Origin of the sequence: Rhizobium sp. TH2, assembly GCF_024707525.1 — a bacterium.
GTDB lineage: Bacteria > Pseudomonadota > Alphaproteobacteria > Rhizobiales > Rhizobiaceae > Rhizobium_E.
Genome location: NZ_CP062231.1, coordinates 4,490,351 through 4,512,300 on the forward strand (window position 1 = coordinate 4,490,351; position 21,950 = coordinate 4,512,300).

24 protein-coding genes are annotated in these 21,950 nt (G+C 60.7%); 7 read left to right on the forward strand and 17 right to left on the reverse strand.

Going from position 1 to position 21,950, the window contains the following annotated elements:
- Positions 1–11: 11 nt before the first annotated feature.
- A complete protein-coding gene (locus IHQ71_RS22040; RefSeq protein ID WP_258158568.1) occupies positions 12–1,265 on the reverse strand; it encodes a sarcosine oxidase subunit beta in 1,254 nt (417 codons plus the stop codon).
- A 292-nt stretch (positions 1,266–1,557) separates the two neighbouring features.
- Here IHQ71_RS22040 and rpsU point away from each other — a divergent pair, with 292 nt between their 5' ends.
- Entirely contained in the window at positions 1,558–1,797 is a 240-nt protein-coding gene (rpsU, locus tag IHQ71_RS22045) for a 30S ribosomal protein S21 (protein WP_258162908.1), read from the forward strand.
- A 176-nt stretch (positions 1,798–1,973) separates the two neighbouring features.
- The gene (locus tag IHQ71_RS22050; protein ID WP_374990048.1) at positions 1,974–2,813 is read left to right on the forward strand and encodes a tetratricopeptide repeat protein; all 840 of its coding nucleotides are present in this window, start codon (positions 1,974–1,976) and stop codon (positions 2,811–2,813) included.
- Between the two features lie 6 nt (positions 2,814–2,819).
- Here the strand turns inward: IHQ71_RS22050 and IHQ71_RS22055 are convergent, their stop codons facing one another.
- The 6 genes from IHQ71_RS22055 to IHQ71_RS22080 form a co-directional block, all read right to left on the reverse strand.
- On the reverse strand, positions 2,820–3,122 hold the full coding sequence (locus IHQ71_RS22055; RefSeq protein WP_258158569.1) for a BrnA antitoxin family protein: 303 nt from the start codon (positions 3,120–3,122) through the stop codon (positions 2,820–2,822).
- Positions 3,123–3,306: 184 nt separating this feature from the next.
- The gene (locus tag IHQ71_RS22060; protein ID WP_258158570.1) at positions 3,307–4,704 is read right to left on the reverse strand and encodes an NAD(P)(+) transhydrogenase (Re/Si-specific) subunit beta; all 1,398 of its coding nucleotides are present in this window, start codon (positions 4,702–4,704) and stop codon (positions 3,307–3,309) included.
- Positions 4,705–4,715: 11 nt separating this feature from the next.
- Complete coding sequence (locus IHQ71_RS22065) at positions 4,716–5,123, reverse strand: proton-translocating transhydrogenase family protein (RefSeq protein WP_258158571.1); 408 nt, start codon at positions 5,121–5,123, stop codon at positions 4,716–4,718.
- 4 nt (positions 5,124–5,127) lie between these two features.
- On the reverse strand, positions 5,128–6,285 hold the full coding sequence (locus tag IHQ71_RS22070; RefSeq protein ID WP_258158572.1) for a Re/Si-specific NAD(P)(+) transhydrogenase subunit alpha: 1,158 nt from the start codon (positions 6,283–6,285) through the stop codon (positions 5,128–5,130).
- 85 nt (positions 6,286–6,370) lie between these two features.
- Entirely contained in the window at positions 6,371–6,592 is a 222-nt protein-coding gene (locus IHQ71_RS22075) for an aa3-type cytochrome c oxidase subunit IV (protein ID WP_258158573.1), read from the reverse strand.
- A 236-nt stretch (positions 6,593–6,828) separates the two neighbouring features.
- Positions 6,829–7,935 (reverse strand): TRAP transporter substrate-binding protein, encoded by a 1,107-nt coding sequence (locus tag IHQ71_RS22080; protein ID WP_258158574.1) that lies wholly within the window; start codon positions 7,933–7,935, stop codon positions 6,829–6,831.
- 212 nt (positions 7,936–8,147) lie between these two features.
- Here IHQ71_RS22080 and IHQ71_RS22085 point away from each other — a divergent pair, with 212 nt between their 5' ends.
- On the forward strand, positions 8,148–8,903 hold the full coding sequence (locus IHQ71_RS22085) for a gamma-glutamyl-gamma-aminobutyrate hydrolase family protein (protein ID WP_258162910.1): 756 nt from the start codon (positions 8,148–8,150) through the stop codon (positions 8,901–8,903).
- On the opposite strand, the gene msrQ is transcribed toward IHQ71_RS22085, so the two are convergent.
- The 6 genes from msrQ to IHQ71_RS22115 form a co-directional block, all read right to left on the reverse strand.
- Positions 8,879–9,538, reverse strand: coding sequence for a protein-methionine-sulfoxide reductase heme-binding subunit MsrQ (gene msrQ / locus IHQ71_RS22090; RefSeq protein WP_258158575.1), 660 nt, complete (start codon positions 9,536–9,538; stop codon positions 8,879–8,881). The genes IHQ71_RS22085 and msrQ overlap by 25 nt on opposite strands.
- Positions 9,539–9,548: 10 nt before the next feature.
- Positions 9,549–10,496, reverse strand: a complete 948-nt coding sequence (gene msrP, locus IHQ71_RS22095; RefSeq protein ID WP_258158576.1) for a protein-methionine-sulfoxide reductase catalytic subunit MsrP — start codon at positions 10,494–10,496, stop codon at positions 9,549–9,551.
- A 108-nt stretch (positions 10,497–10,604) separates the two neighbouring features.
- Complete coding sequence (locus IHQ71_RS22100; protein ID WP_258158577.1) at positions 10,605–10,808, reverse strand: hypothetical protein; 204 nt, start codon at positions 10,806–10,808, stop codon at positions 10,605–10,607.
- Positions 10,805–11,485 carry a GNAT family N-acetyltransferase gene (locus IHQ71_RS22105; protein ID WP_258158578.1) on the reverse strand — a complete coding sequence of 227 codons (681 nt, stop codon included), beginning with the start codon at positions 11,483–11,485 and terminating at the stop codon, positions 10,805–10,807. The genes IHQ71_RS22100 and IHQ71_RS22105 overlap by 4 nt, the downstream gene beginning before the upstream one ends.
- 79 nt (positions 11,486–11,564) lie before the next feature.
- On the reverse strand, positions 11,565–12,278 hold the full coding sequence (locus IHQ71_RS22110) for a tellurite resistance TerB family protein (RefSeq protein WP_258158579.1): 714 nt from the start codon (positions 12,276–12,278) through the stop codon (positions 11,565–11,567).
- A 95-nt stretch (positions 12,279–12,373) separates the two neighbouring features.
- Entirely contained in the window at positions 12,374–13,012 is a 639-nt protein-coding gene (locus IHQ71_RS22115) for a 2-dehydro-3-deoxy-phosphogluconate aldolase (RefSeq protein WP_258158580.1), read from the reverse strand.
- A 142-nt stretch (positions 13,013–13,154) separates the two neighbouring features.
- On the opposite strand from IHQ71_RS22115, the gene IHQ71_RS22120 reads away from it, so the two are divergent.
- The gene (locus tag IHQ71_RS22120) at positions 13,155–13,862 is read left to right on the forward strand and encodes a YafY family protein (RefSeq protein ID WP_258158581.1); all 708 of its coding nucleotides are present in this window, start codon (positions 13,155–13,157) and stop codon (positions 13,860–13,862) included.
- Between the two features lie 34 nt (positions 13,863–13,896).
- Here the strand turns inward: IHQ71_RS22120 and IHQ71_RS22125 are convergent, their stop codons facing one another.
- Positions 13,897–15,054, reverse strand: a complete 1,158-nt coding sequence (locus tag IHQ71_RS22125) for a restriction endonuclease (RefSeq protein ID WP_258158582.1) — start codon at positions 15,052–15,054, stop codon at positions 13,897–13,899.
- Between the two features lie 198 nt (positions 15,055–15,252).
- Between IHQ71_RS22125 and IHQ71_RS22130 the strand changes: the two genes are divergently transcribed.
- The 3 genes from IHQ71_RS22130 to IHQ71_RS22140 all read left to right on the forward strand — a co-directional run bounded on the left by IHQ71_RS22130 (position 15,253) and on the right by IHQ71_RS22140 (position 18,506).
- Complete coding sequence (locus tag IHQ71_RS22130; RefSeq protein WP_258158583.1) at positions 15,253–16,197, forward strand: rhodanese-related sulfurtransferase; 945 nt, start codon at positions 15,253–15,255, stop codon at positions 16,195–16,197.
- Positions 16,198–16,217: 20 nt separating this feature from the next.
- Positions 16,218–17,399 carry an amino acid aminotransferase gene (locus IHQ71_RS22135; protein WP_258158584.1) on the forward strand — a complete coding sequence of 394 codons (1,182 nt, stop codon included), beginning with the start codon at positions 16,218–16,220 and terminating at the stop codon, positions 17,397–17,399.
- Between the two features lie 147 nt (positions 17,400–17,546).
- Positions 17,547–18,506, forward strand: coding sequence for a S1C family serine protease (locus IHQ71_RS22140; RefSeq protein ID WP_258158585.1), 960 nt, complete (start codon positions 17,547–17,549; stop codon positions 18,504–18,506).
- On the opposite strand, the gene IHQ71_RS22145 is transcribed toward IHQ71_RS22140, so the two are convergent.
- From IHQ71_RS22145 to IHQ71_RS22155, 3 genes are all read right to left on the reverse strand, one after another.
- Positions 18,484–19,059, reverse strand: coding sequence for an NADPH-dependent FMN reductase (locus tag IHQ71_RS22145; RefSeq protein WP_308737870.1), 576 nt, complete (start codon positions 19,057–19,059; stop codon positions 18,484–18,486). The genes IHQ71_RS22140 and IHQ71_RS22145 overlap by 23 nt on opposite strands.
- A complete protein-coding gene (locus IHQ71_RS22150) occupies positions 19,025–20,422 on the reverse strand; it encodes a GH1 family beta-glucosidase (protein ID WP_258162912.1) in 1,398 nt (465 codons plus the stop codon). Before IHQ71_RS22150 ends, IHQ71_RS22145 begins: the two co-directional genes overlap by 35 nt.
- A 353-nt stretch (positions 20,423–20,775) precedes the next feature.
- The gene (locus IHQ71_RS22155) at positions 20,776–21,945 is read right to left on the reverse strand and encodes a Gfo/Idh/MocA family protein (RefSeq protein WP_258158586.1); all 1,170 of its coding nucleotides are present in this window, start codon (positions 21,943–21,945) and stop codon (positions 20,776–20,778) included.
- Positions 21,946–21,950: the final 5 nt, after the last annotated feature.

A 21,950-nucleotide genomic window follows, 5' to 3' on the forward strand; every position in this document is an offset into this window, starting at 1 on the left:
CCCTACTGGTGTTAGTGCGCGACAGCGGCGGCAGCCGCTTCGTCGATCAGGCGGCCATTGCGGAAGCGTTCGAGCGTGAACGGCGCATTGATCGGGTGCGGTTCGTCGCGGGCGATTGTATGGGCGAAGACATGCGCCGAGCCCGGCGTCGCCTTGAAGCCGCCGGTGCCCCAGCCGCAGTTCACATAGAGGCCCTTGACCGGTGTCTTGGCCAGGATCGGCGAGCGATCCGGCGTCACGTCGACGATGCCGCCCCACGAGCGCATCATCTTCATGCGCGTGAAGATCGGGAACATTTCGCAGATCGCATCGAGCGTGTGGTTGATGATGTGCAGCCCGCCGGTCTGCGAATAGGACGCATACTGGTCGGTGCCGGCACCGATCACCAGCTCGCCCTTGTCGGACTGCGAGATATAGGCATGCACCGTGTTGGACATGATCACGCAGGGAACGATCGGCTTGATCGGCTCGGACACCAGCGCCTGCAGCGGATAGGACACCAACGGCAACTTGACGCCGGCCATTTCCATGACGACCGAGGTGTGGCCGGCCGCCACGACACCCACCTTCTTGGCGCCGATATAGCCGCGCGACGTCTCGACGCCCTGGACCGAGCCATCGGGGCCGCGGCGGATGCCGGTGACTTCGCAATTCTGGATGATGTCGACGCCGCGATCGGATGCGCCGCGCGCATAGCCCCAGGCCACCGCATCGTGGCGGGCCGTGCCGCCCTTGCGCTGCAAGGTCGCGCCGACAACCGGGTAGCGCGCGCCTTTGGAGATATTGAGCGGCGGACAATATTCCTTGGCTTCCTCGGGGGTGAGCCATTCGTTCTCGACGCCGTTGAGGCGGTTGGCGTGGATATGCCGCTTGAGCACCTGCACGTCATGCACGTTATGCGCCAGCATCATCACGCCGCGCGGCGAGTACATGACATTGTAGTTGAAATCCTGGGAGAGATTGTCCCACATTTTCAGCGCATGATTATAGATGCCGGCGCTTTCGTCATAGAGATAGTTCGAGCGGATGATAGTGGTATTGCGTCCGGTATTGCCGCCACCCAGCCAGCCCTTTTCGATCACCGCGATATTGGTGATGCCATGTTCCTTGGCGAGATAGTAAGCCGTACCAAGACCGTGGCCGCCGGCGCCGATGATAACGACGTCGTATTCAGACTTGGGCTCGGGCGAGGTCCATTGTTTTTCCCAGCCGCTATGGCCTCTCAAAGCCTCGCGGGCGACGGCGAAAACCGAGTATTTGCGCATCCGGGGAACTCCATGACCTTGCAGCCGAATTTTCTTGCCGCAGGAAATCGCAAAATTAGTGACGAGACAACGTTTCTTTTGCGACGCCTGACAGCGCGCTACCGCCAGCGACGAATTGAACATTAGAATGGGCTATTTCGACAAAAGCCCGGCGCGGGTACTGGACTTGGGTCACCTCTTCTGCTATCGCATCCGTCAATCGCACGGCTCCTGGTCGGGCGGAACAATTTTGTTTGCTTCCGGACACACAGTCCTCCGGCAGTTTCAACTCGAGATAAGGAACGGGATTCACGTGCAGGTACTGGTTCGCGATAACAATGTTGATCAGGCGCTCCGCGCTCTCAAGAAGAAAATGCAGCGCGAAGGCATTTTCCGCGAAATGAAGATGCGCGACTATTACGAGAAGCCTTCTCAGAAGCGCGCTCGTGAAAAGGCAGAAGCCGTTCGCCGCGTCCGCAAGCTCGCGCGCAAGCGCATGCAGCGCGAAGGCCTGATTGCTGGTCCTCCGGCGCGTCCGACGCCGACCCGGTGATTTGTCGTCGTTTTGACGAAATCTAATGTATGAGTGGCGGGGGCGATCAATTCGCCGCCGCCTTTTTGTTGCAGCGGCCTGTGATTGCCTGGAACTGCAACGGTTCCCCGGAAGTTGAAGACATCATGACCGACAGCACTGCCGTTTGCGTGAGCGAAGAGACCTTGGCGCAGCGTATGCGGGCACCGGCGCGCGTCCTGCGAACCATGGTCATGACCGCGATGCTCGCTGCCGGCGTTGCCGCCTGTGGAACGACCGATACGACCGATACGATCCGCATCAACAAGGAACAGGGCTCCGAGCAGAACATCGCATCCCTGACCGCGGTCATCAACTCCAACCCGTCCGATCCCGAAGGCTACAATACGCGCGGCTCCGCTTATGGCCGGGCCGGCCATTTCGGCGATGCGCTCGACGACTTCAACCGCGCCATCGAACTCAATCCGCGCTTCTATCAGGCTTACGCCAATCGCGGCCTGATCTACCGCAACCAGGGCAAGGCCGAACTCGCGCTTGCCGACTACAACACCGCCCTGCAGCTCAGCCCACGCTACGACGTGGCCTTCATCGGCCGCGGTAACATTTATCGCCAGGCCGGACAGTTCGATGCGGCGATGAACGACTATAACCGCGCCATCGGCCTCGATACGACCGACCCCCGCGCCTACCACAATCGCGGCCTGATCTATCAGCGGCGCGGCAATCACGCGAAAGCGATCGAGGACTTCTCGACCGCCATCTCACTGTCGCCGAACTCCGCCGAGCCGTATAACGGCCGCGGCATCTCCTATGCCGCGCTGAACGACAACGACAATGCGTTCGCCGATTTCAACACCGCCATCACGCTGGATGGCAACCTGGCCGAATCCTGGGCGAACCAGGCTCTGATCTATGAGCGCCAGGGCAACCGCCAGAAGGCCTATCGATCATACGCCCAGGCGCTCAAGCTGGATCCGAAGTATCAGCCGGCCATGGATGGCGTGGCCCGGACACGCGGCACCACGGCCGCGAACTGATTTTCGTTAGAGCCCCGAGACCTTCCTGAGATCGTCGTTGATCCGGCTTTGCCAGCCCTTGCCCGACGCCTTGTAGCGGGCGATGAGATCGGCATCGAGCCGAAGCGTGACCTGTTTTTTGGGCTTTCGACTCGGCCGTCCACGGCTGCGCGCGACGCTGGCAGCAAGCTCCGGAAAGACCTCTGCGAAAGGCCGGGCGAGTTTGAAGTCCTCCTCCGTCCATTCCGGATTGTCGCTGACCTCATCCCAGTCCTCTTTGGTGTAGCCACGACCGGGCTGGAACTCGTCAAATGTCTCGGGCTTGTTCATAAGAGTTCCTTTCTCTCCCTGGAAATGGCGGGACGCATCGAGATTACAGAAAGACCTTCGATACCCAGACGGGCGAAGATGACTGCGATCACGCCGTCAATGCAAGAACCATAGTATCGAACCCAAGCCCAAAGAAAACCCGCCGGGTTGCGGCGGGTTCGAGACTTCAACCGTGCGACGTCGCTTAATGCGCCATCGCCTTGACGATATCCTCGGTGACCTTCTTGGCATCGCCGAGCAGCATCATCGTGCCATCCTTGTAGAACAGCGTGTTGTCGATGCCCGCATATCCCGAACCAAGCGAGCGCTTAACGAAGAGGCAGGTCTTGGCCTTGTCGACATCGAGGATCGGCATGCCGTAGATCGGTGAGGTCTTGTCGTCGCGGGCTGCCGGATTGGTGACGTCGTTGGCGCCGATGACATAGGCGACATCGGCCTGGCCGAAATCGGAATTGATGTCCTCGAGTTCGAACACGTCGTCATACGGCACGTTGGCCTCGGCGAGCAGCACGTTCATGTGCCCCGGCATGCGGCCGGCGACCGGATGGATGGCGTATTTGACCTCGACGCCGGCCTCCTTGAGCTTGTCGCCCATTTCCCTCAGCGCGTGCTGGGCCTGGGCTACAGCCATGCCGTAGCCCGGCACGATGATGACCTTGGAGGCGTTTGCCATCAGATAGGCCGCATCCTCGGCCGAGCCGAGCTTGACCTGCTTGTCGGAATTATCCTGTGCCGCAACACCGTTCTCGCCGCCGAAGCCGCCGAGAATGACCGATATGAAGGACCGGTTCATGCCTTTGCACATGATGTAGCTGAGGATCGCGCCCGACGAGCCGACCAGCGCGCCGGTGATGATCAGCGCCAGATTGCCGAGCGTGAAGCCGATGCCGGCGGCAGCCCAGCCGGAATAGGAATTCAGCATCGAGACGACGACGGGCATATCCGCGCCGCCGATCGGGATGATCAGCAGCACGCCGAAGGCCAGCGCCAGCGCCACGATCAGCCAGAAGACGACATGGCTTTCGGTGACGACCAGCACGCCGACCAGAACCACGATGCCGACAAAGATCGCGAGGTTGATCGCATGCCGCATCGGCAGCATGATCGGCCGGCCCGACATCCGGCCATCGAGCTTGAGGAAGGCAATGATTGAGCCGGTGAAGGTGATGGCGCCGATGGCGACACCGAGCGACATTTCCACCAGCGCCTGGCCGTGGATATGACCCACTTCGCCAATGCCGAAGGAGGACGGCGCATAGAGTGCCGCGGCGGCGACCAGCACGGCGGCCAGGCCGACAAGGCTGTGGAAGCCGGCGACCAGCTGCGGCATGGATGTCATGGCGATGCGGCGCGCAATGACCGCACCGATCGAGCCACCGATGCCAAGGCCGAGGATGATCAGCACCCAGCCGGTCAGCGTCGGGGTTGTCAACGCTAGGGTCGTGAGGATGGCGATCCCCATGCCGACCATGCCGAAGCGGTTGCCCTGGCGTGAGGTCGAGGGATGCGACAGGCCCCGCAGCGCCATGATGAACAGCACGCCGGAGACGAGATAGAGGAAGGCTGCGATATTGACTGACATCTAGGCCGCCCTCACTTGTCTTTTTTCTTGTACATGGCGAGCATGCGCTGGGTGACGAGGAAGCCGCCGAAGATGTTGATCGAGGCGAGGATCAGCGCCACGAAGCCCATGCCGGTGGCGATGCCGCTGACCGACAGGCCGACCGCGAGCAGTGCGCCGACCACGATGACCGACGAGATCGCGTTGGTGACGGCCATGAGTGGCGTGTGCAGCGCCGGCGTCACCGACCAGACGACATAGTAGCCAACGAAGATGGCAAGCACGAAGATCGCCATCTGGAAGACGAAGGGATCGATCGCACCACCGGATAGCGTGTGTACGGCGTCTGATATCGACGGCTGGGTCGCGACGGCGTCGCGGACTGATGTGACCGCCTTGTCGAGATTGTCGAGGGCCTGGTTGACGGTTTCGGATGCCATTTTCTCAGCCCTCCTTGACTGCGGCAGGCACAGCGCCGCCGAAATTCGGATGCACGACCTGGCCGCCATGGGTCAGCATGGTCGCCTTGACCAGTTCGTCGTCGAGATTGATCGTCAATTCCTTGGTCTCCTTCGAGATCAGCGTCTCGAGGAAGGTGACGAGGTTCTTGGCATAAAGCAGCGAGGCCGATGCCGCGATCCTGCCGGGCACATTGGCATAGGCGATGACACGCACGCCCTCGACATCGGCGACCTGATCGGCGACGGCGCCTTCGATATTGCCGCCGCGCTCGATGGCAAGATCGACAGCGACAGAGCCCGGCTTCATCGCCTTCAGCATGTCGCGGGTGACAAGACGCGGTGCCGGCCGGCCGGGGATCAAGGCCGTGGTGATGACGATATCCTGCTTGGCAATGTGCTCGGCAACGAGTGCCGCCTGCTTGGCCTGGTATTCGGCCGACATCGGCTTGGCGTAACCGGCCGCAGTCTCGGCCGCCTTGAATTCATCGTCCTCGATAGCGATGAACTTGCCGCCAAGCGATGCGACCTGTTCCTTGGCGGCGGGGCGCACGTCGGTGGCCGAGACGACGGCACCGAGGCGGCGGGCGGTGGCGATGGCCTGCAAGCCTGCAACGCCGGCGCCCATCACGAAGACCTTGGCGGCGGGCACGGTGCCGGCGGCCGTCATCATCATCGGCATGGCGCGGTCATAGACCGAGGCTGCATCGATCACGGCCTGGTAGCCGGCGAGATTGGCCTGCGAGGACAGTACGTCCATGGATTGGGCGCGGGTGATGCGCGGCATCAGTTCCATGGCAAAGGTCGAAAGACCGGCGGTCGCCATCTCGGCGATGGCCTTTTCATTGCCATAGGGATCCATGATCGCAATGACGATCGCGCCTGACTTGTAAGTCTTGATTTCCTTCGGCGCCGGCCGACGTACCTTGAGTACGACGTCGGCTCTCTTGGCATCGGTGGCCGAGCCGATCCGGGCGCCCAGCTTCTCATATTCGCCATCGGGAATACGGGAAAGCGTGCCGGCGCCTGTCTCGACCACGATATCGAGCCCAAGCGCCTTCATCTTCTTCACCGTTTCCGGCGAACACGCAACGCGCGGCTCGCCTCCAACGGTTTCACGCGAAATATAAACTGTTGCTGCCACCATGCCCTCCCGGCAAAAATCAGCATACGCTTTCGCTGCCGCCCATCAAGGCGGCAGGGAGAAGATCAATCCTCCATCAGGATATTCAGAGTACGTAGAAGCCGACGACCGACAGCACGACGAAAAGCAGCGTCGAGAACACGAAGCCGGCACTCGAGAAGAAGCCGACCGCCATGGCGATCATCAGTGCTCCGATCATCATCGCGCCGTATTTCGCGGCGTTGATGAAGAATTTGTAGGTCTTGTGGTGTTCTGGATAATCCATGGAAGCGCCCACTTCCACGGGCCCGGAATGATGTTCGGCCATCTAGTTCTCTCCAAAGGCGGCAGCCATCCGTGCCGTCCGCCACTCTCTTGCATGCAATATCCCGGATGCGGCGGAAATTGAAGCCTATCCGGGGATTGGCATTACACAGCCGAAAAAAAATCGCAATGCGACCCAAGGGCGCTTTCGTTCGATCAAATCGATTTTAAAAAACAATTCAAACGAAAAAGCCCGGGCATATGCACCCGGGCCCTTGTTCGACGGGGCAGATGGCGGAATCAGAACTTTCCGGACCGCTGCTGGATCATCATGAACGTATCGTAGGTGTATTCGCCGATCTGCGCCCAGAGATAGGAGTCCTTCTTGAACGCCAACTGGTCGTCGTAGATCTTCGTCCAGGCCGGGTTGGTGGCCGAGATTTCCGAATAAGTCTGGATTGCCGCGTCATAAGCTGCGGCCAGAATTTCCTGGCTGTAGGGCTTCAGCACCGCGCCACCGGCGACCAGTTCCTTGAGTGCCTTAGCGTTGCGGGCGTCATATTTGCCCAGCATGTTGGAGTTTGCCGAGGCGCAGGCCGCGGAGATAATCGCCTGGTAGTGCTTAGGCAGGCTGTTCCATTTCTCGAGGTTGACCATCGCGTGGACGACCGGGCCGCCTTCCCAGAAGCCGGGATAGTAATAGTATTTGGCGACCTTGTTGAAGCCGAGCTTATTGTCGTCATAGGGACCGACCCATTCGGCCGCATCGATAGTGCCCTTCTCGAGCGCCGGATAGATATCGCCGCCCGGAAGCTGCTGCGGCACGACGCCGAGCTTTTCCATCACCTTGCCCGCCAGGCCTCCGATGCGCATCTTCAAGCCCTGCAGGTCGGCGACGGTGTTGATTTCCTTGCGAAACCAGCCGCCCATCTGCACGCCGGTATTGCCGGCGGGGAAGGAGATGAGGTTCTGTGTCGCCATGAACTCGTTGACGAGCGTATTGCCGTTGCCAGCCGTGTACCAGGCGTTCTGCATGCGCGCATTGAGGCCGAAAGGAATGGCCGAAGCGAGCGCATAAGCGGCATTCTTGCCGTAATAGTAATAGGCCACGGTATGGGCCATTTCGACCGTGCCGGCGCCGCAGGCATTGGCAGCTTCGAGACCCGGAACCAACTCGCCGGCCGCGAAGACCTGAATATCGAAAGCACCATCGGTCATGGCGCGGACCTGGTCGGCGACATCGACGCCGCCGCCATAGATCGTGTCGAGGCCCTTGGGGAATGACGACGTCAGGCGCCAGGAAATCTTGGGGTTTTCCTGGGCGATTGCCGGGGCAGCGAGCGTGGTTGCGGCAGCAGCGCCAACGGCGGCTGTACCCGCCTTCTTGAAGAATGAACGACGATCCATGAAATTCCTCCCGTTTGGATTCATAAGCGGGGAAGTCTCCTCATTCGTGCTTCGCCTCCCCGCAGCACACCGAGAGGTTAAACATTTAAAATCCGGCCTTTCAAGCGCAAGCGGCGATTTTCTTGCCGCCCGGAATAGTCTTTTCGTCGAATGGGTTGACAGGCTGTTTCGTCTGCACAAAGAAGAGGCAGAGAAGACTTTGGAGCTGAATGATGCCGACCCCGATCATAGCCATTCCCGCCGATACGCGCGAGATCGAGGGCTATTACTGGCACGCGACGCCGAACCAGTATGTCAATGCCGTCGTCAAGGGTACGGGCGCGACGGCGATCATCATACCCGCCCTCATGGAGGGCAACGACATCGATTCGATCCTTGATCGCGTCGACGGCGTGATGTTGTCCGGCTCTCGCAGCAATGTGCATCCCTCGCTCTACGGCAAGGAAGCCACCGAAGCCGACGGTCCCTACGATCCGGCCCGTGATGCAACCTCGATGGAACTGATCCGCCGCACCATTGACCGCGGCATTCCGCTGTTGGCGATCTGCCGCGGCATCCAGGAACTGAACGTCGCGCTCGGCGGCACGCTGGCAACCGAGATCCAGGACCAGCCGGGCATATGGGATCACCGCCGGCCTGACGTCCCCACGCGTGATGAAATGTACGTGATCCGTCAGCCGGTGAGGGTCAAGGAAGGCACCTGCATCGCCAGCGTTCTCGGCACTGGGGAAATCCAGGTCAATTCGCTGCACCGCCAGGCGATCAGTGAGACCGCACCCCGGCTTGCCGTCGAAGCGGTGGCCGACGATGGTACGGTCGAAGCCGTCTCGGTGATCGACGCCAAGAACTTCGCCGTCGGCGTCCAATGGCACCCGGAATACTGGGTGGAAAGCGACGTGGCTTCGGGCAAGCTCTTCAAGGCCTTCGGCGAGGCAGTGAAAGCCTATGCGGCAACCGTCCGCCGCTGATCCATGATCAGCCTCACCAGCCGGTAGCCCAGCAGCAGCGTAATGATCGTCGCATAGACGAAGGGCCGCGGCGGCCAGCTCTTGACCGCCATGAAGAAGTGGATGACGCCGAGCGTAGCGATCACATAGACGAGCCTGTGCAGCTTGCCCCAGGCACTGCCCATCGCCCGGATCGCCCGGTTGTTCGAGGTCACCGCCAGCGCGATCAGACAGAGAAAGGCCATCATCCCCACGATGATGTAAGGCCGCTTGAAGACATCCACGAAAATCACCGGCAGATTCATCGCCCGATCGAGGATGAAATAGGTCAGGAAGTGGAAGAGCACGTAGTAGAAGGTGAGCAGGCCGAATGCCCGCCGGAACCGGAAGAGATTGACGCGAGTCAGATCACGCAGTGGCGTGACCAGCAGCGTGACGATAAGGAACCTGAGCGCCCATTCTCCCAACAGATGCTCGAATGTCTGGATCGGATTGGCGCCGAGATCGTTGACCGCGCCGAGATAGAAGTAATACGCCGCCGGAATGAGGCCGAAACCATAGATCCACCATGACGAGACCTTCGCCAGGGTCTTGTTGATCTGTTTCGGATAATCGGTCTTTTTCGGCTTCGCCGCTGCGGTGCTTGTCGTCGACATATTTGCGGCCTCAATAGTTCGCGATCAGGTCCATGCCCGTATAGAGCGACGCGACCTCTTCGCCATAGCCGTTGAATTTCTCGGTATCGCGCCGCGTGGCACCACCGAAGAAGCCGCCGCCGCCCTGCCCAAGCACCCGCTCGCTCGCCTGGCTCCAGCGCGGATGATCACGCTCAGGATTGACGTTGGAATAGAAGCCATATTCATCCGGCGCCGCCATGTTCCAGGCCGTCACCGGCTGCTGGTCGGTCAGCGTGATCCTGTCGATCGACTTGACGTTCTTGAAGCCGTACTTCCACGGCACGACGAGCCGGATCGGCGCACCGTTCTGGTTGGGTAGCAGATCGCCATACATCCCCACGGCCATTATCGTCAGCGGGTGCATGGCCTCATCGAGCCTGAGGCCTTCCTTGTAGGGCCAGTCGAGCACGGCATAGGCGACGCCCGGCATTTCCTCGGGCCTCAGCGCCGTCTGGAAGGCGACGTATTTGGCGCTGCCGAGTGGTTCGGCCTGCTTGAGCAGGTCGGAGAGCATGAAGCCGGTCCACGGAATGACCATCGACCACGCCTCGACGCAGCGGAACCGGTAGATGCGTTCCTCGAGCGGCATCTTGGCGATCAGATCGGCGACATCGACTTCCATCGGCTTGCCGACCATGCCGTCGATCTTGATCTTCCAGGGCATCGGCTTGAAGTTGCCGGAATATTGCGCCGGATCCTCCTTGCCGGTGCCGAACTCGTAATAATTGTTGTAGGTGGTCGCGTCTTTCTTCGGCGTAATCTTGTCGTTGACGATGTAGCTTGATTGCTTGGCGTTGAGCGCGGCGGATGCATCCGCACCCGTCAGGCCTACAAGGCCGGATGCCACGGCACCCGCAAGAAATTGCCGGCGCTTCAGATAGAGCGATTTGGGTGTGATCTCTAGCGACGGGATATGCGGTACTTTATAGGCGGGCATGGAATGATCCTCGCAAATTGCTTCCGCCATTCTATACGCGTCTTCGCACGCAGTTGTTTCACAACAATTCTCACGCCCCTGTGAAAATGTGCGTGAACGCGCGAAACGCTATTTCCGATAGCGGCTGCGAAGCCAGAAGATCCCGAAAAAGGCGAGGATGATCAACGCACCCACGGCAAAGCCGAGAACCGGCGAAAACTTGCCGATACCGAGCACGATATTCGGCATGAAATACAGGAGAACGGCCGCAGCCGCGAGGATGATCGCGGCCGCTATGGCATTGCTGCGCGTCTGGTTGCCGTTTTCGGTCATGTCGACTGGCTGCTCCTGATATCCGTCAACTTGCGCTTCTGGTGGCCGTCGGCATCGAAATTGGACGGGTCGAGCCAGGCTTCGAACGCCGCCTTCAGGGCTGGCCATTCGTCATCGATCATCGAATACCATGCAGTATCACGGTTTTTGCCGCGCGACAGCATGTGCTTGCGAAAAACACCCTCGAAGCTGAAGCCGAGGCGGTCGGCCGTCACCTTGCTGGGCTCGTTGGCATTGTCACATTTCCATTCATAGCGACGGTAGCCCAGATCGTCGAAGACGTGCTTGGCCATGAGATAGTGGACCTCGGTGGAGATCGGTGATCGCGCCATCGCGAGCCCGTGTGCCACGCCGCCCACCTCGACGACGCCATTGGCCGGATCGGCGCGCATGTAATGCGCCATGCCGACGACCGCGCCGGTCTTGTTATCGATGAAAAGCTCCGTCAGCCAGCCGGCCTTCTTGACGCCGTCGAGCCAATTGGCAAAATCTTCCGCATTGGCGAAATCGGGCGCCGCGAAGTACTTCAGCCGCTCATTGGTGCCGATGCCACCCAGCGCGTTCCAGAGCGCTTCCGCGTGCTCCGACCTGACATAGGGAATGATGGTGACGAAACGGCCCTTGAGCGTGACAGGCTCGGGGGCCGGGCGGGGCTTCCAGTTCTTGAGGTCTTCCATGGATACTCGCGGGTGTGGGTTGCGCGGCGATTTTCATCACCGCGCAACCTGATAGGCAAATGAAATCAATTGATGGGTATCATACCACCTTGGCGCTGGCGACAGTTGCCTCGATGTGATCGATGAGGGCATCGGCAAGGCCCAGCCGGCCGGCCAGCATATCGAGATAGCCCCGTTCCGCGCGGCCGTCCGGCTCGATGGCGATGCGGGATGCTGTGTAGAGTTCCACCTTCTGGCTTTCGCTCTTGGCGGCTGCGATAATCGCATCGAGATCGACGGGATTGGAAAGCTCGCCTTCGAGGAAAGCTTCGGCATCGGCACCGAGGCCGGCGAGCCGCACCTTGCCGAGGATGGCCTCGCGCTCGGCATCGTCGATATGGCCGTCGGCGCGCGCTGCTGCGATCATCGCGCGGACGAGGATGACGGCGAAATCCGCGCTGTTGGCGGCATCATCGACATGGAAACCAGTGCCTTCGGGCGCCGGAAGCAATTGCGGCTCAGCGGTCGCGGCGGTCGATGCGTCGGCGGGCTGCGGCTCTTTTCCAGCCTGCCAGTTCTTGTACGCCTGGTAGCCGAGGCCCGCGATAGCAGCGAGGCCGCCGAGCTTCAGCGCCGAACCGCCCAGTTGCCGGCCCGTGCTGGTGCCGAGCAGGACCGCGGCGATGGCACCCGTTGCGAGCGGATTGTCCTTTGCCATCTGGCCGAGCTGCCCCGCGCGGTCTCTTACCGAACCGCCGGCACCCGGCACCTGCGAACCCAGGAACTGGTCCAGCAACTTCTTCGCATCGAACATGAATTCCTCCTGTTTGGCCTCTTTGGGTCGGAGGAGAACATAGGATCAAGGCGGGAGTATTACAAAGGCCCAGGACGTTTTTGCGAGCGGGCGGATCAGCCCGTCAGCGCTGCCGCCTCAGCCGCGAGCTTGGTGATGCCGGCCCAATCGCCGGCCGCGACCATGGCCTTCGGCGCCACCCAGGAGCCGCCGACGCAGACGACGTTGGATAGCGACAGGTAATCCATTGCGTTCTTCAGCGAGATGCCGCCGGTGGGGCAGAACTGGATGCCGGCGAGCGGCGACGCGAGCGCGTTGACATAGGGCGCGCCGCCGGCCTGTTCGGCAGGGAAGAACTTCATCACCGTGTAGCCGCGATCGCGGACCTGCATGACTTCGGTTGCCGTCGCGGTGCCCGGAAGCAGCGGAATGTCGCTCTGGTCGGCGGCATCGAGCACGGATGTGCCGGCGCCCGGCGAGACGATGAACTTCGAACCAGCCTTGACCGCGAGGTCCCATTGCTTGCCATCGAGCACCGTGCCAGCACCGACGACGCCGCCTTCGACCTCCTCGGCGATCGCCTTGATCGCATCGAGGCCGGCAGCTGTACGCAGCGTGATTTCCAGTGCCTTCAAGCCCCCCGCGACCAGCGCCCTGGCAAGCGGCACCGCCGACTTGATGTCTTCGATGATGATGACCGGCACGACCGGCTGCAAGCGGAGGGTCGAAAGCAGTTGCTCGGTCTTGGCGTTCATCGGATCATCCTCTTCAAACGATTGAAAACGCCGCCCTCATATCGCGGCGGCCGTGATGTGTCGAGCCAAAACTGCCTGTTCAATACTGCCATAATATGACAGCATTGCGGGCTAGATTACTGCCGGAAACAGGTTGCAACATATGTCACGCTCCGAACGGTTACTCGAACTCATCCAGACGCTCAGGCGCCATCGCCGGCCGGTCAGCGGCCAGCGGCTCGCCGAGGAGACTGGAGTGAGCTTGCGCACGCTCTATCGCGATGTCGCGACATTGCAGGCGCAGGGAGCCGATATCGAAGGTGAGCCCGGAATGGGCTACATTTTGAAGCCGGGGTTTCTCTTGCCGCCACTGATGTTTTCAGAGGATGAAATCGAAGCCCTGGTGCTGGGATCGCGCTGGGTGGCGAACCGCACGGACAGCGAATTGTCGCGTGCCGCGGCGAATGTCCTCGCCAAGATCGCCGCTGTTCTGCCCGACGACCTCAAGCCCAAGCTCGAAAGCTCCAACCTGCTGATCCCGCCGGCCTATAATGAGGTCAAGGATGCCGTGGACCTGTCGCTGGTCCGCAAGGCGATCCGCAACGAACATATGGTCGATATCGGCTATGTCGATGCAGCGGGCGCCGAGACCCAGCGCCGCATCTGGCCCTTCGCACTCGGTTATTACGACCGGGTGCGGGTGATCGCCGCCTGGTGCGAGATGCGCAACGACTTCCGCAACTTCCGCACCGATCGCATCCAACGCATGGAAGGCCAGGGCAAACGCTATCCGCGCCGCAAGGCGGAACTGCTGAAAGCCTGGCGGATTGCCGAGGGCGTCGCGGATTTGCAGAATCCTGACAATATTTGACAGAGCAGCCGTGATTGCCGCGGCGAGGCTACCGTCAGGCCGGTTCAACTCTCCATCCGTAGATTGAAAACTCACCGGCTTTGCGCAATTCGTCGAGTGCGACGTCAAAATTTGCTGAGTATCGGAGAAGGGCTTCAATTCCAGATGGGAGAGCGTACTTCATTCCAATCTCGTGCCCAAGATCCGGAACGAAGCCGAGAAAGAAACTCGGCGAAAACGTGGGGTTACTTGTAAGGAATGCAGCTTTGTCGTCCTCCTCTATATCCAGGTAGGCAAGAATGCTTGAATTGGTGGGTGAACGCATTTTTAGAGTCAACGCATCCTGTGGCCGGGTGAACGCCGGCCGCAACACGCTTATGCACAGCCGACGCAAAACGGCCGCTGTTCCCTGCCAATCCGCGCCGATAAGCCAAGGCGAGCGAATAGTTTCATTTATCAACAAAAGCGGTATTGCTATCTCGAGGCGACGTAGCCGTGGCGCTATCCTCGATAACATCGCCTCCAGATAAGACCTCTGTGTACGTTCTTCAATCGAAGGTATTTCCAGGTCATTGATCTTGCCGATGTCCTGCAAAAGGCTTTGTTCGACCGGATATGAGACAATCACCCTTGTGTTAGGGCTTTTCTTCAAGCTTGAGGCTGTTTCCGAGCAGAACAAGGCAAGTTCGATGTCGCTCATCGGAATCGTTAGATCTTGGTCAAGTTTCAGGGAAATGTAATTCGCACCCGCTTGGTCAGAAGATGTAAACTCAGGAAAAAATTGGCGGACGATCTCTGGGTAAGGCTCAGCAAAGCGCAATATTTCTCCCCATCCGAAGACCGCTATTGAAAAAAGATTCTTGTCGCTGTTTTCTTCCGATAGCCGTTGGGCAACCGTAACTATCGCCGCATCATGCGGCGCGGTGGTTGCCAGGATGAACTTATCGATTGATGGCTTATGCTGAGCAGCCTTCGATGCTTCATCAATGACTGTCTTTTCGCTCAGCCTATGGGTTGCTTTGCATTGGATACCGATGACCGTCCCTGAGCGTGTTGTCACTATAACATCCAGCCCGTATTGGGCCTGGCCGGGCCTCCCCATAAAGACCACTGAACTTTCCGGGTTTCGCCTCTCCCATAAGGTTGCGACGAATTTCTCAAACATCTTATCGTCTGAGATGGGAGGGAGCATCTTGCCGTGAAATGAAGTCATGCTGTCTTCCAGAAACTAAAAATATTATGGATAGTATGACATTATCACGAGCTATCGCCAGATGGACCTATCACGCCGACAATTACTTTCCGTAGACGGAGGCCGATCGTGGCACCGCCCTCGCGGCGATGTGTTGCTAAGTATCTGCGACGGGCAGTCCCGTTGCGCTTTTTGGCCAAAGGCGTTATTCCCGCCGCCATGAGCGACGAGACGACCCTTTCAGCACCCGAAACGACCGGCCCATACCTGGTGGCGGCGCTCTATCATTTCGTTCGGGTTGCGGATCACGAGAGCCTTCGCGACCCTTTGCAGGCGTTGTGCGAGGCCAACGACGTGCGCGGAACCTTGCTGCTGGCGCACGAGGGTATCAATGGCACGATCGCCGGGCCGGATGCCGGCGTTCATGCGGTGCTCACCTATCTGCGCTCATTGCCCGCATTCACCACTCTCGAACACAAGGAAAGCCGCGCCACGAAGCGGCCCTTCCTGCGCATGAAGGTGAAGCTCAAGAAAGAGATCGTCACCATGGGCGTCGAGACGATCGACCCCTTGCGCGTGGTTGGTACCTATGTGACGCCGAAGAACTGGAACGCGCTGATCAGCGACCCCGATACGATTGTGATCGATACCCGCAACGACTACGAGACCGCGATCGGCACCTTCAAGGGCGCGCTCGACCCAAACATCAAGACATTCCGCGACTTTCCCGAATGGGTGCGCGAGCATGGCGAATTGAAATCCAAGCCGAAGATCGCGATGTTCTGCACCGGCGGCATACGCTGCGAGAAGGCGACGGCCTTCATGAAGCAGGAAGGCTTTGACGAGGTCTATCACCTCAAGGGCGGCATCCTGAAATATCTCGAGGACGTGCCGGAAGAAGAGAGCCTTTGGGAGGGCGCCTGCTTCGTCTTTGATGAACGCGTCTCCGTCGTCCACGATCTCCGGGAAGGCGACCACAAGCTCTGCCGCGCCTGCCGAAATCCGTTGACGTCCGAAGCTATGTCATCGCCGCAATACGAGGCCGGCGTTTCCTGCCCGGCTTGCTACGAGGTCCGCTCCGAGGACGACCGCATGCGCTTCCGCGAACGCGAAAAACAGGCGCGTCTCGCCCGCGAGCGCGGCCAGCGGCATATGGGCACTTGAATTCACATAAGGGGAAACCGATGTTCGAAACGCTGACTGCCGCACCACCAGACAAGATCCTGAACCTCTCGGTTCTCTACAAGGCCGATCCCAGGCCGGAGAAAATGGATCTCGGCGTTGGCGTCTACAAGGATGCGTCGGGCGCGACGGTGATCATGAAGGCGGTGCGCGAGGCCGAGAAGCGGCTCTATGACAGCCAGTCGACCAAGACCTATGTCGGCATGGGCGGCGATGAAGGCTTCAACAAGGGCATACTGAAAATGGTGTTCGGCGACAATGCCGATCTCAGCCGCATGTTCGCCTGCCAGACGGCGGGCGGTTCGGGTGCGCTCCGCACCATCGCCGACCTGCTCAAGCGGGCCAAGCCGGATGCCACCGTGTGGCTGTCCGATCCGACCTGGGCGAACCATGCGCCAATCCTGAAGGCCGCGAACCTGCCGACCGCGACCTATCCCTATTTCGACGCGGCGTCAGGGGCCGTGAAATTCGATGCCATGCTGGAAGGCCTGAAGGCCGCCAAGCCGGGTGATGTGATCCTGCTCCACGGTTGCTGCCACAACCCGACCGGCGCCAATCTGAGGCTGGCACAGTGGGAAAAGGTCGCCGCGCTGCTGGTCGAGCGGAACCTCTTCCCCTTCATCGACCTCGCCTATCAGGGTTTTGGCGATGGGCTTGAAGAGGATTGCGCGCCCGTGCGACTGCTCGCGACGAAAGTGCCGGAAATGGCGATCGCCACCTCTTGCTCGAAGAACTTCTCCGTCTATCGCGACCGCGTTGGCGCCGTGATCCTGCTCGGCAAGGATGCCGAGAGCGTCAAGATTGCCGGCAGCCAGGCGCTGACGGTCACCCGCGTGCTCTATTCCATGCCTCCGGACCATGCCGCCGCCGCCGTGCGTATTATTCTTGAAGATGACGCACTGCACGCCAACTGGAAGGCGGAACTCGAGGACATGCGGCTGAGGATGCTGAATCTGCGCAAGGGCTTTGCCGATGCGTTACGCCGGCAATCCAATTCGGACCGCTTCGATTTCATCGCCGATCATCGCGGCATGTTCTCGCGGCTGGGCCTCACCGAAGCACAGGTCGATCGGCTGCGCGACGAGTATGGAATCTACATGGTTGGCGACAGCCGCTTCAATGTGGCTGGTCTCAAGGAAGACCGGCTGGAAGAGCTGGCAAAGGCCGTCGTCTCGGTGCTTTGAGCTCCCATTCGGGCGCAGCTTGAAACAGCCGCATCGCATCCATATTTCAGTCTCATCAAGTTTCATTCAAACGCGGACGCGCCGGAATGGGGCCGGTGGATGATGTCCGCCGCCTGATGCTGGCCCGTTGTCGCCGAGGACATCTCGATGGGCCAAATTGACCGGGAATTCCACGCCGCGCCCGACGGCGAACTGCTCGACACCTATTCGCAAACCATTTCCCGCGCCGTCGAACTGATCGGCCCTTCGGTGGCCCAGATCACCGTGGGCGCCAATGGTCGCGGCGGACAGGGCTCGGGCTTCGTCATCTCGCCGGATGGGTTGATCGTCACCAACAATCATGTCGTGGCCGATGCCAAGAGCGTCCGCGTGCGGATGCAGGATGGCGTCGCCAGCGAAGCCCGCGTGCTCGGCCGCGATCTGGATACCGATATCGCGCTGATCCGCACCGATACCAGCCTTGGCGTCGCCGCACCGCTCGGCAATTCGAAGAACCTGAAACGCGGCCAGATCGCCATCGCCATCGGCAATCCGCTCGGCTTCGAGTGGACCGTGACCGCCGGCGTGATCTCCGCGCTCGGCCGCTCGATGCGCGCCCAGAACGGCCGGTTGATCGATGACGTAATTCAGACGGATGCGGCGCTGAACCCCGGCAATTCCGGCGGGCCGCTGATCTCATCGGCCGGCGAGGTGATCGGCGTCAACACCGCCGTGATCCGGGGCGCACAGGGCATCGCCTTTGCGGTGGCCTCGAATACCGCCAACTACGTGATCTCCGAGATCCTGCGGTTCGGCCATGTCCGACGCGCCTATATCGGCGTTGCGGCGGACACCGTGGCGCTGCCGAGGCATATCGCCGTGCGGGCGGGCGTCATCGCCCCGACGTCCGTGCGCATACGGCGGCTGGAGCCGGACGGACCGGCCGAGCGCGCGGGCCTGCGGGAAGGCGACCTGGTGCTTTCGATCGATGGCCAGCCAGTGGAAGGCGTCGATGACCTGATCCGCCTGATGAATGGTGATCGCATTAACAAGCCGACGGAATTCCTGGTCCTGCCGGTGGGCAACGTCATCGCGAAGCGGATGGTTACGCCGAGCGTTCGGCCCTGATGAAGCGGTCGAAGCGCGCAAGCGCTTGCCGCATGCCGTCACGGGCCTCTGCGGCGGAAAGGATTTCCTCCATCCTTTCCGCCGCCTTCCCCAATAAATGAACCGCGAAACCGACCTCCGGCATAAGCCTGAGCGACATTGTGCGCAGCACTTCCTGCAGTGCGCTGAGAGCATGATCGCTGCGGGTCGAGGCGCGAACCAGCATGGCCGGCTTGTTGGGGATTTCATCGCGCGAGACCATCCAGTCGAGCGCGTTCTTCAGGCCGCCCGGAATGCCATGGGCATATTCCGGACAGGCGAAGATCAATCCATCCGCCTCGTGGATTTGGCGGCCGAACGCCTCGACGGCGCAAGGGGTGAGATCGCCCTCGCGATCGGAATTGAAGATCGGCAGTTCGCCGATCAACTCGCTGATCTCAATGGTGACGTCATCCGGGGCATTATCAGCCAGCGCCCGGAGCAGCGCCGAATTGGTCGAAACCCGGCGCAGGCTTCCTGAAATCCCGAGGAGCTTCATCTCACTCGGCGGCTTCCGCGCGATCGCTGCTGGCATGATTGCCCTTGGGGAATTCCTGCGCCAGCTTACTGTACCACTTGCCGCTTTTTTTCATCGTGCGGACCTGGGTTTCGTAATCGACATGGACGAGGCCGAAGCGCATCCTGTAGCCCTCCGCCCATTCGAAATTGTCCATCAGCGACCAGGCGAAATAGCCCCGCATCGGAAAGCCCTCCTTGATGAGGTCGGCTGTCACCGAAAGATGGTCGGCATAGTAATCGAGGCGCGGCTGGTCATCGACCTCGCCATCGGCGCCGACGCCCATATTGTAGGCGGCACCATTCTCGGTGATGTAGCAATCCGGCAGGTCGTACTTGCCGTAGAGATCGCGGACGACATGGCTGAGGCCGGAGGAATCGATCTCCCAGCCGATGTCGGTCTTCTCTGGATGCACGAACGGCGCCTGGACGGTTGCCGGAAACACGGCTTCGGGGCTCGGATCATGCGCTACACGCATCGGTGTGTAATAGTTCAGGCCCCACCAGTCGATCTTCTGCGAGATGATCTTGAGGTCGCCGTCCTCGATGTCAGGCATGATCGGCTCGAAGGCGCCGAGCACTGCTTCGGGATATTGGCCCTTGAAGACCGGACCGAAGAACAGGCCGTTGTGGAAATCCTCGGCACGCACGGCGGCCGCCTTGTCCTCGGCGCTGTCGGTGGCCGGGATCACCGACATCGCATTATAGACGATACCGGCCGGCAGCTTTGGCGCCTCGGCGCGGATCGCCTCGATGCCAAGGCCGTGGGCGAGGTTGGTGTAGTGGGCGGCATGCAGCATCGCCTGCATGTTGCGCTCGCCCGGCGCGTGGATGCCGTAGAGATGCGAAAGGATGACCGAGCACCAGGGCTCGTTGAAGGTCGCCACCGCATCCAACCGGTCGCCCAGACGGCGTATCACCGTCTGGGCATAGCGCTGGAATGCCTGCGCCGTCGAACGCGCGGTCCAGCCACCATCGCCCATCAGCGCCAACGGCAGGTCCCAGTGGTAAAGCGTGGCGAAGGTCTTGATGCCGCGCTGCTTGCAGCCATCAACGAGGCGATCGTAGAAATCGAGGCCCGTCTCATTCAGCGGACCGGTACCGTCGGGATAGATACGCGGCCAGGCGATCGAGAAGCGATAGGCCTCGACGCCCATCTCCTTGATCAGGTCGAGGTCTTCATCAAGCCTGTTGTAGTGATCGCAGGCGACATCGCCATTGTCGCGATTGTGGACGCGACCAGGCATGTTGGAAAAGGCATCCCAGATCGACGGCTTGCGGCCATCGGCCTTTGTCGCGCCCTCGATCTGGAAGGCGGCGGTGGCAACGCCGAACACGAAATCGCCCGGAAAACGGGCGGCGAGTTTCTTCGGATCCATAATGAAATATCCCGGGCTTCTGGCATTGGAATGGCGCGAGCGCGCCTGAACTCGGCTGCGGGTTTAACCAACGTAAAACCCGATGTACAGACCTGAATTTTTAAACCTGTAACGTTACAGTTTAAAGTGATGAGGTCCCGACCGATGGGAACTTGGCGGCGGCGCTCACACGCTCCGCCGTCATGCTCGGGCTTGTGCCGAGCATCTGGTGACGTCAACTGTCTTGCGACGTGAACATCATCGTCGAGCGATTGGCGACGGCACCAGATCCTCGGGTCAAGCCCGAGGAAGACGCCGAGGGTGGGGCGAAGCCGTCACTCGATGAGCCCGCCAGGATGCGGCGGTGACGCTCCATATCAGACCTTGACCCAAGCCCCGTTGCGCTTGGAGGACGCGATGCAGGCTTCGACGAAGGCGACGCCCTTCACGCCATCCTGCACGGTCGGGTAGAGCACATCCTTATCGACGGGTCTGCCCTTGCGCTTGGCGATGATGGCCTTGGCGGCTTCGCTGTAGATGGTCGCAAAGCCCTCGAGATAGCCTTCCGGGTGCCCGGAGGGAACACGGCTGACGCGGCCCGCTTCCGGACCGGCGCCGGCGCCGTTGCGGGTGATCAGCTGGCGCTGCTTGCCGAGGGGCGTGAACCACAGGTAGTTCGGATCGGCCTGCACCCATTCAAGACCACCCTTAGTGCCATAAACGCGGACCTTGAGGCCATTCTCGTGACCGGTCGCCACCTGGCTGCACCAGAGAAGACCCCTGGCGCCGCCGGCAAAGCGCATCATCACATGCGCGTTGTCATCGACCCGCCGGCCCTTGACGAAGGTATGCACGTCGGCTGCGAGTTCCTCGAGGTCGAGACCCGACATGAAGCAACCGAGATTATAGGCATGGGTGCCGATATCGCCGGTCGAGCCGCCAACGCCCGTCCTGGCCGGATCCGTCCGCCACTCGGCTTGTTTCTGGCCGGTCTGCTCAATCGGCTCGGCGAGCCAATCCTGCGGATATTCCATCTGCACCAGCCGGATTTCGCCGAGTTCGCCAGATGCGACCATGGCGCGTGCCTGCCGGACCATCGGATAGCCGGTGTAGTTATGCGTCAGCACGAAGAGTGCGTCGGATTCCTCGGCAATCTTCAAGAGCTTCTTGGCATCGGCGAGGTTGGATGTCAGCGGCTTGTCGCAGATCACATGGATGCCGCGGCGGAGGAATTCCTTGGCGGCCGGATAGTGCATGTGGTTCGGCGTGACGATCGACACTGCCTCGATGCCGTCCTTGAGCTTGGCTTCGCGGATCGCCATCGACTTGAAGTCATCATAGATGCGCGAGGGATGCAGGCCGAGCTCAGTGCCCGACTGGCGCGATTTCTCCGGCGTCGACGACAGCGCGCCGGCGACGAGTTCGTAATGATCGTCGATGCGAGCCGCGATGCGATGCACAGCGCCGATGAACGCCCCCGAGCCACCGCCCACCATGCCGAGCTTGATGCGGGGCTCGAACGAAGCCGTTGTACCTTCAATTGCCATTGGTT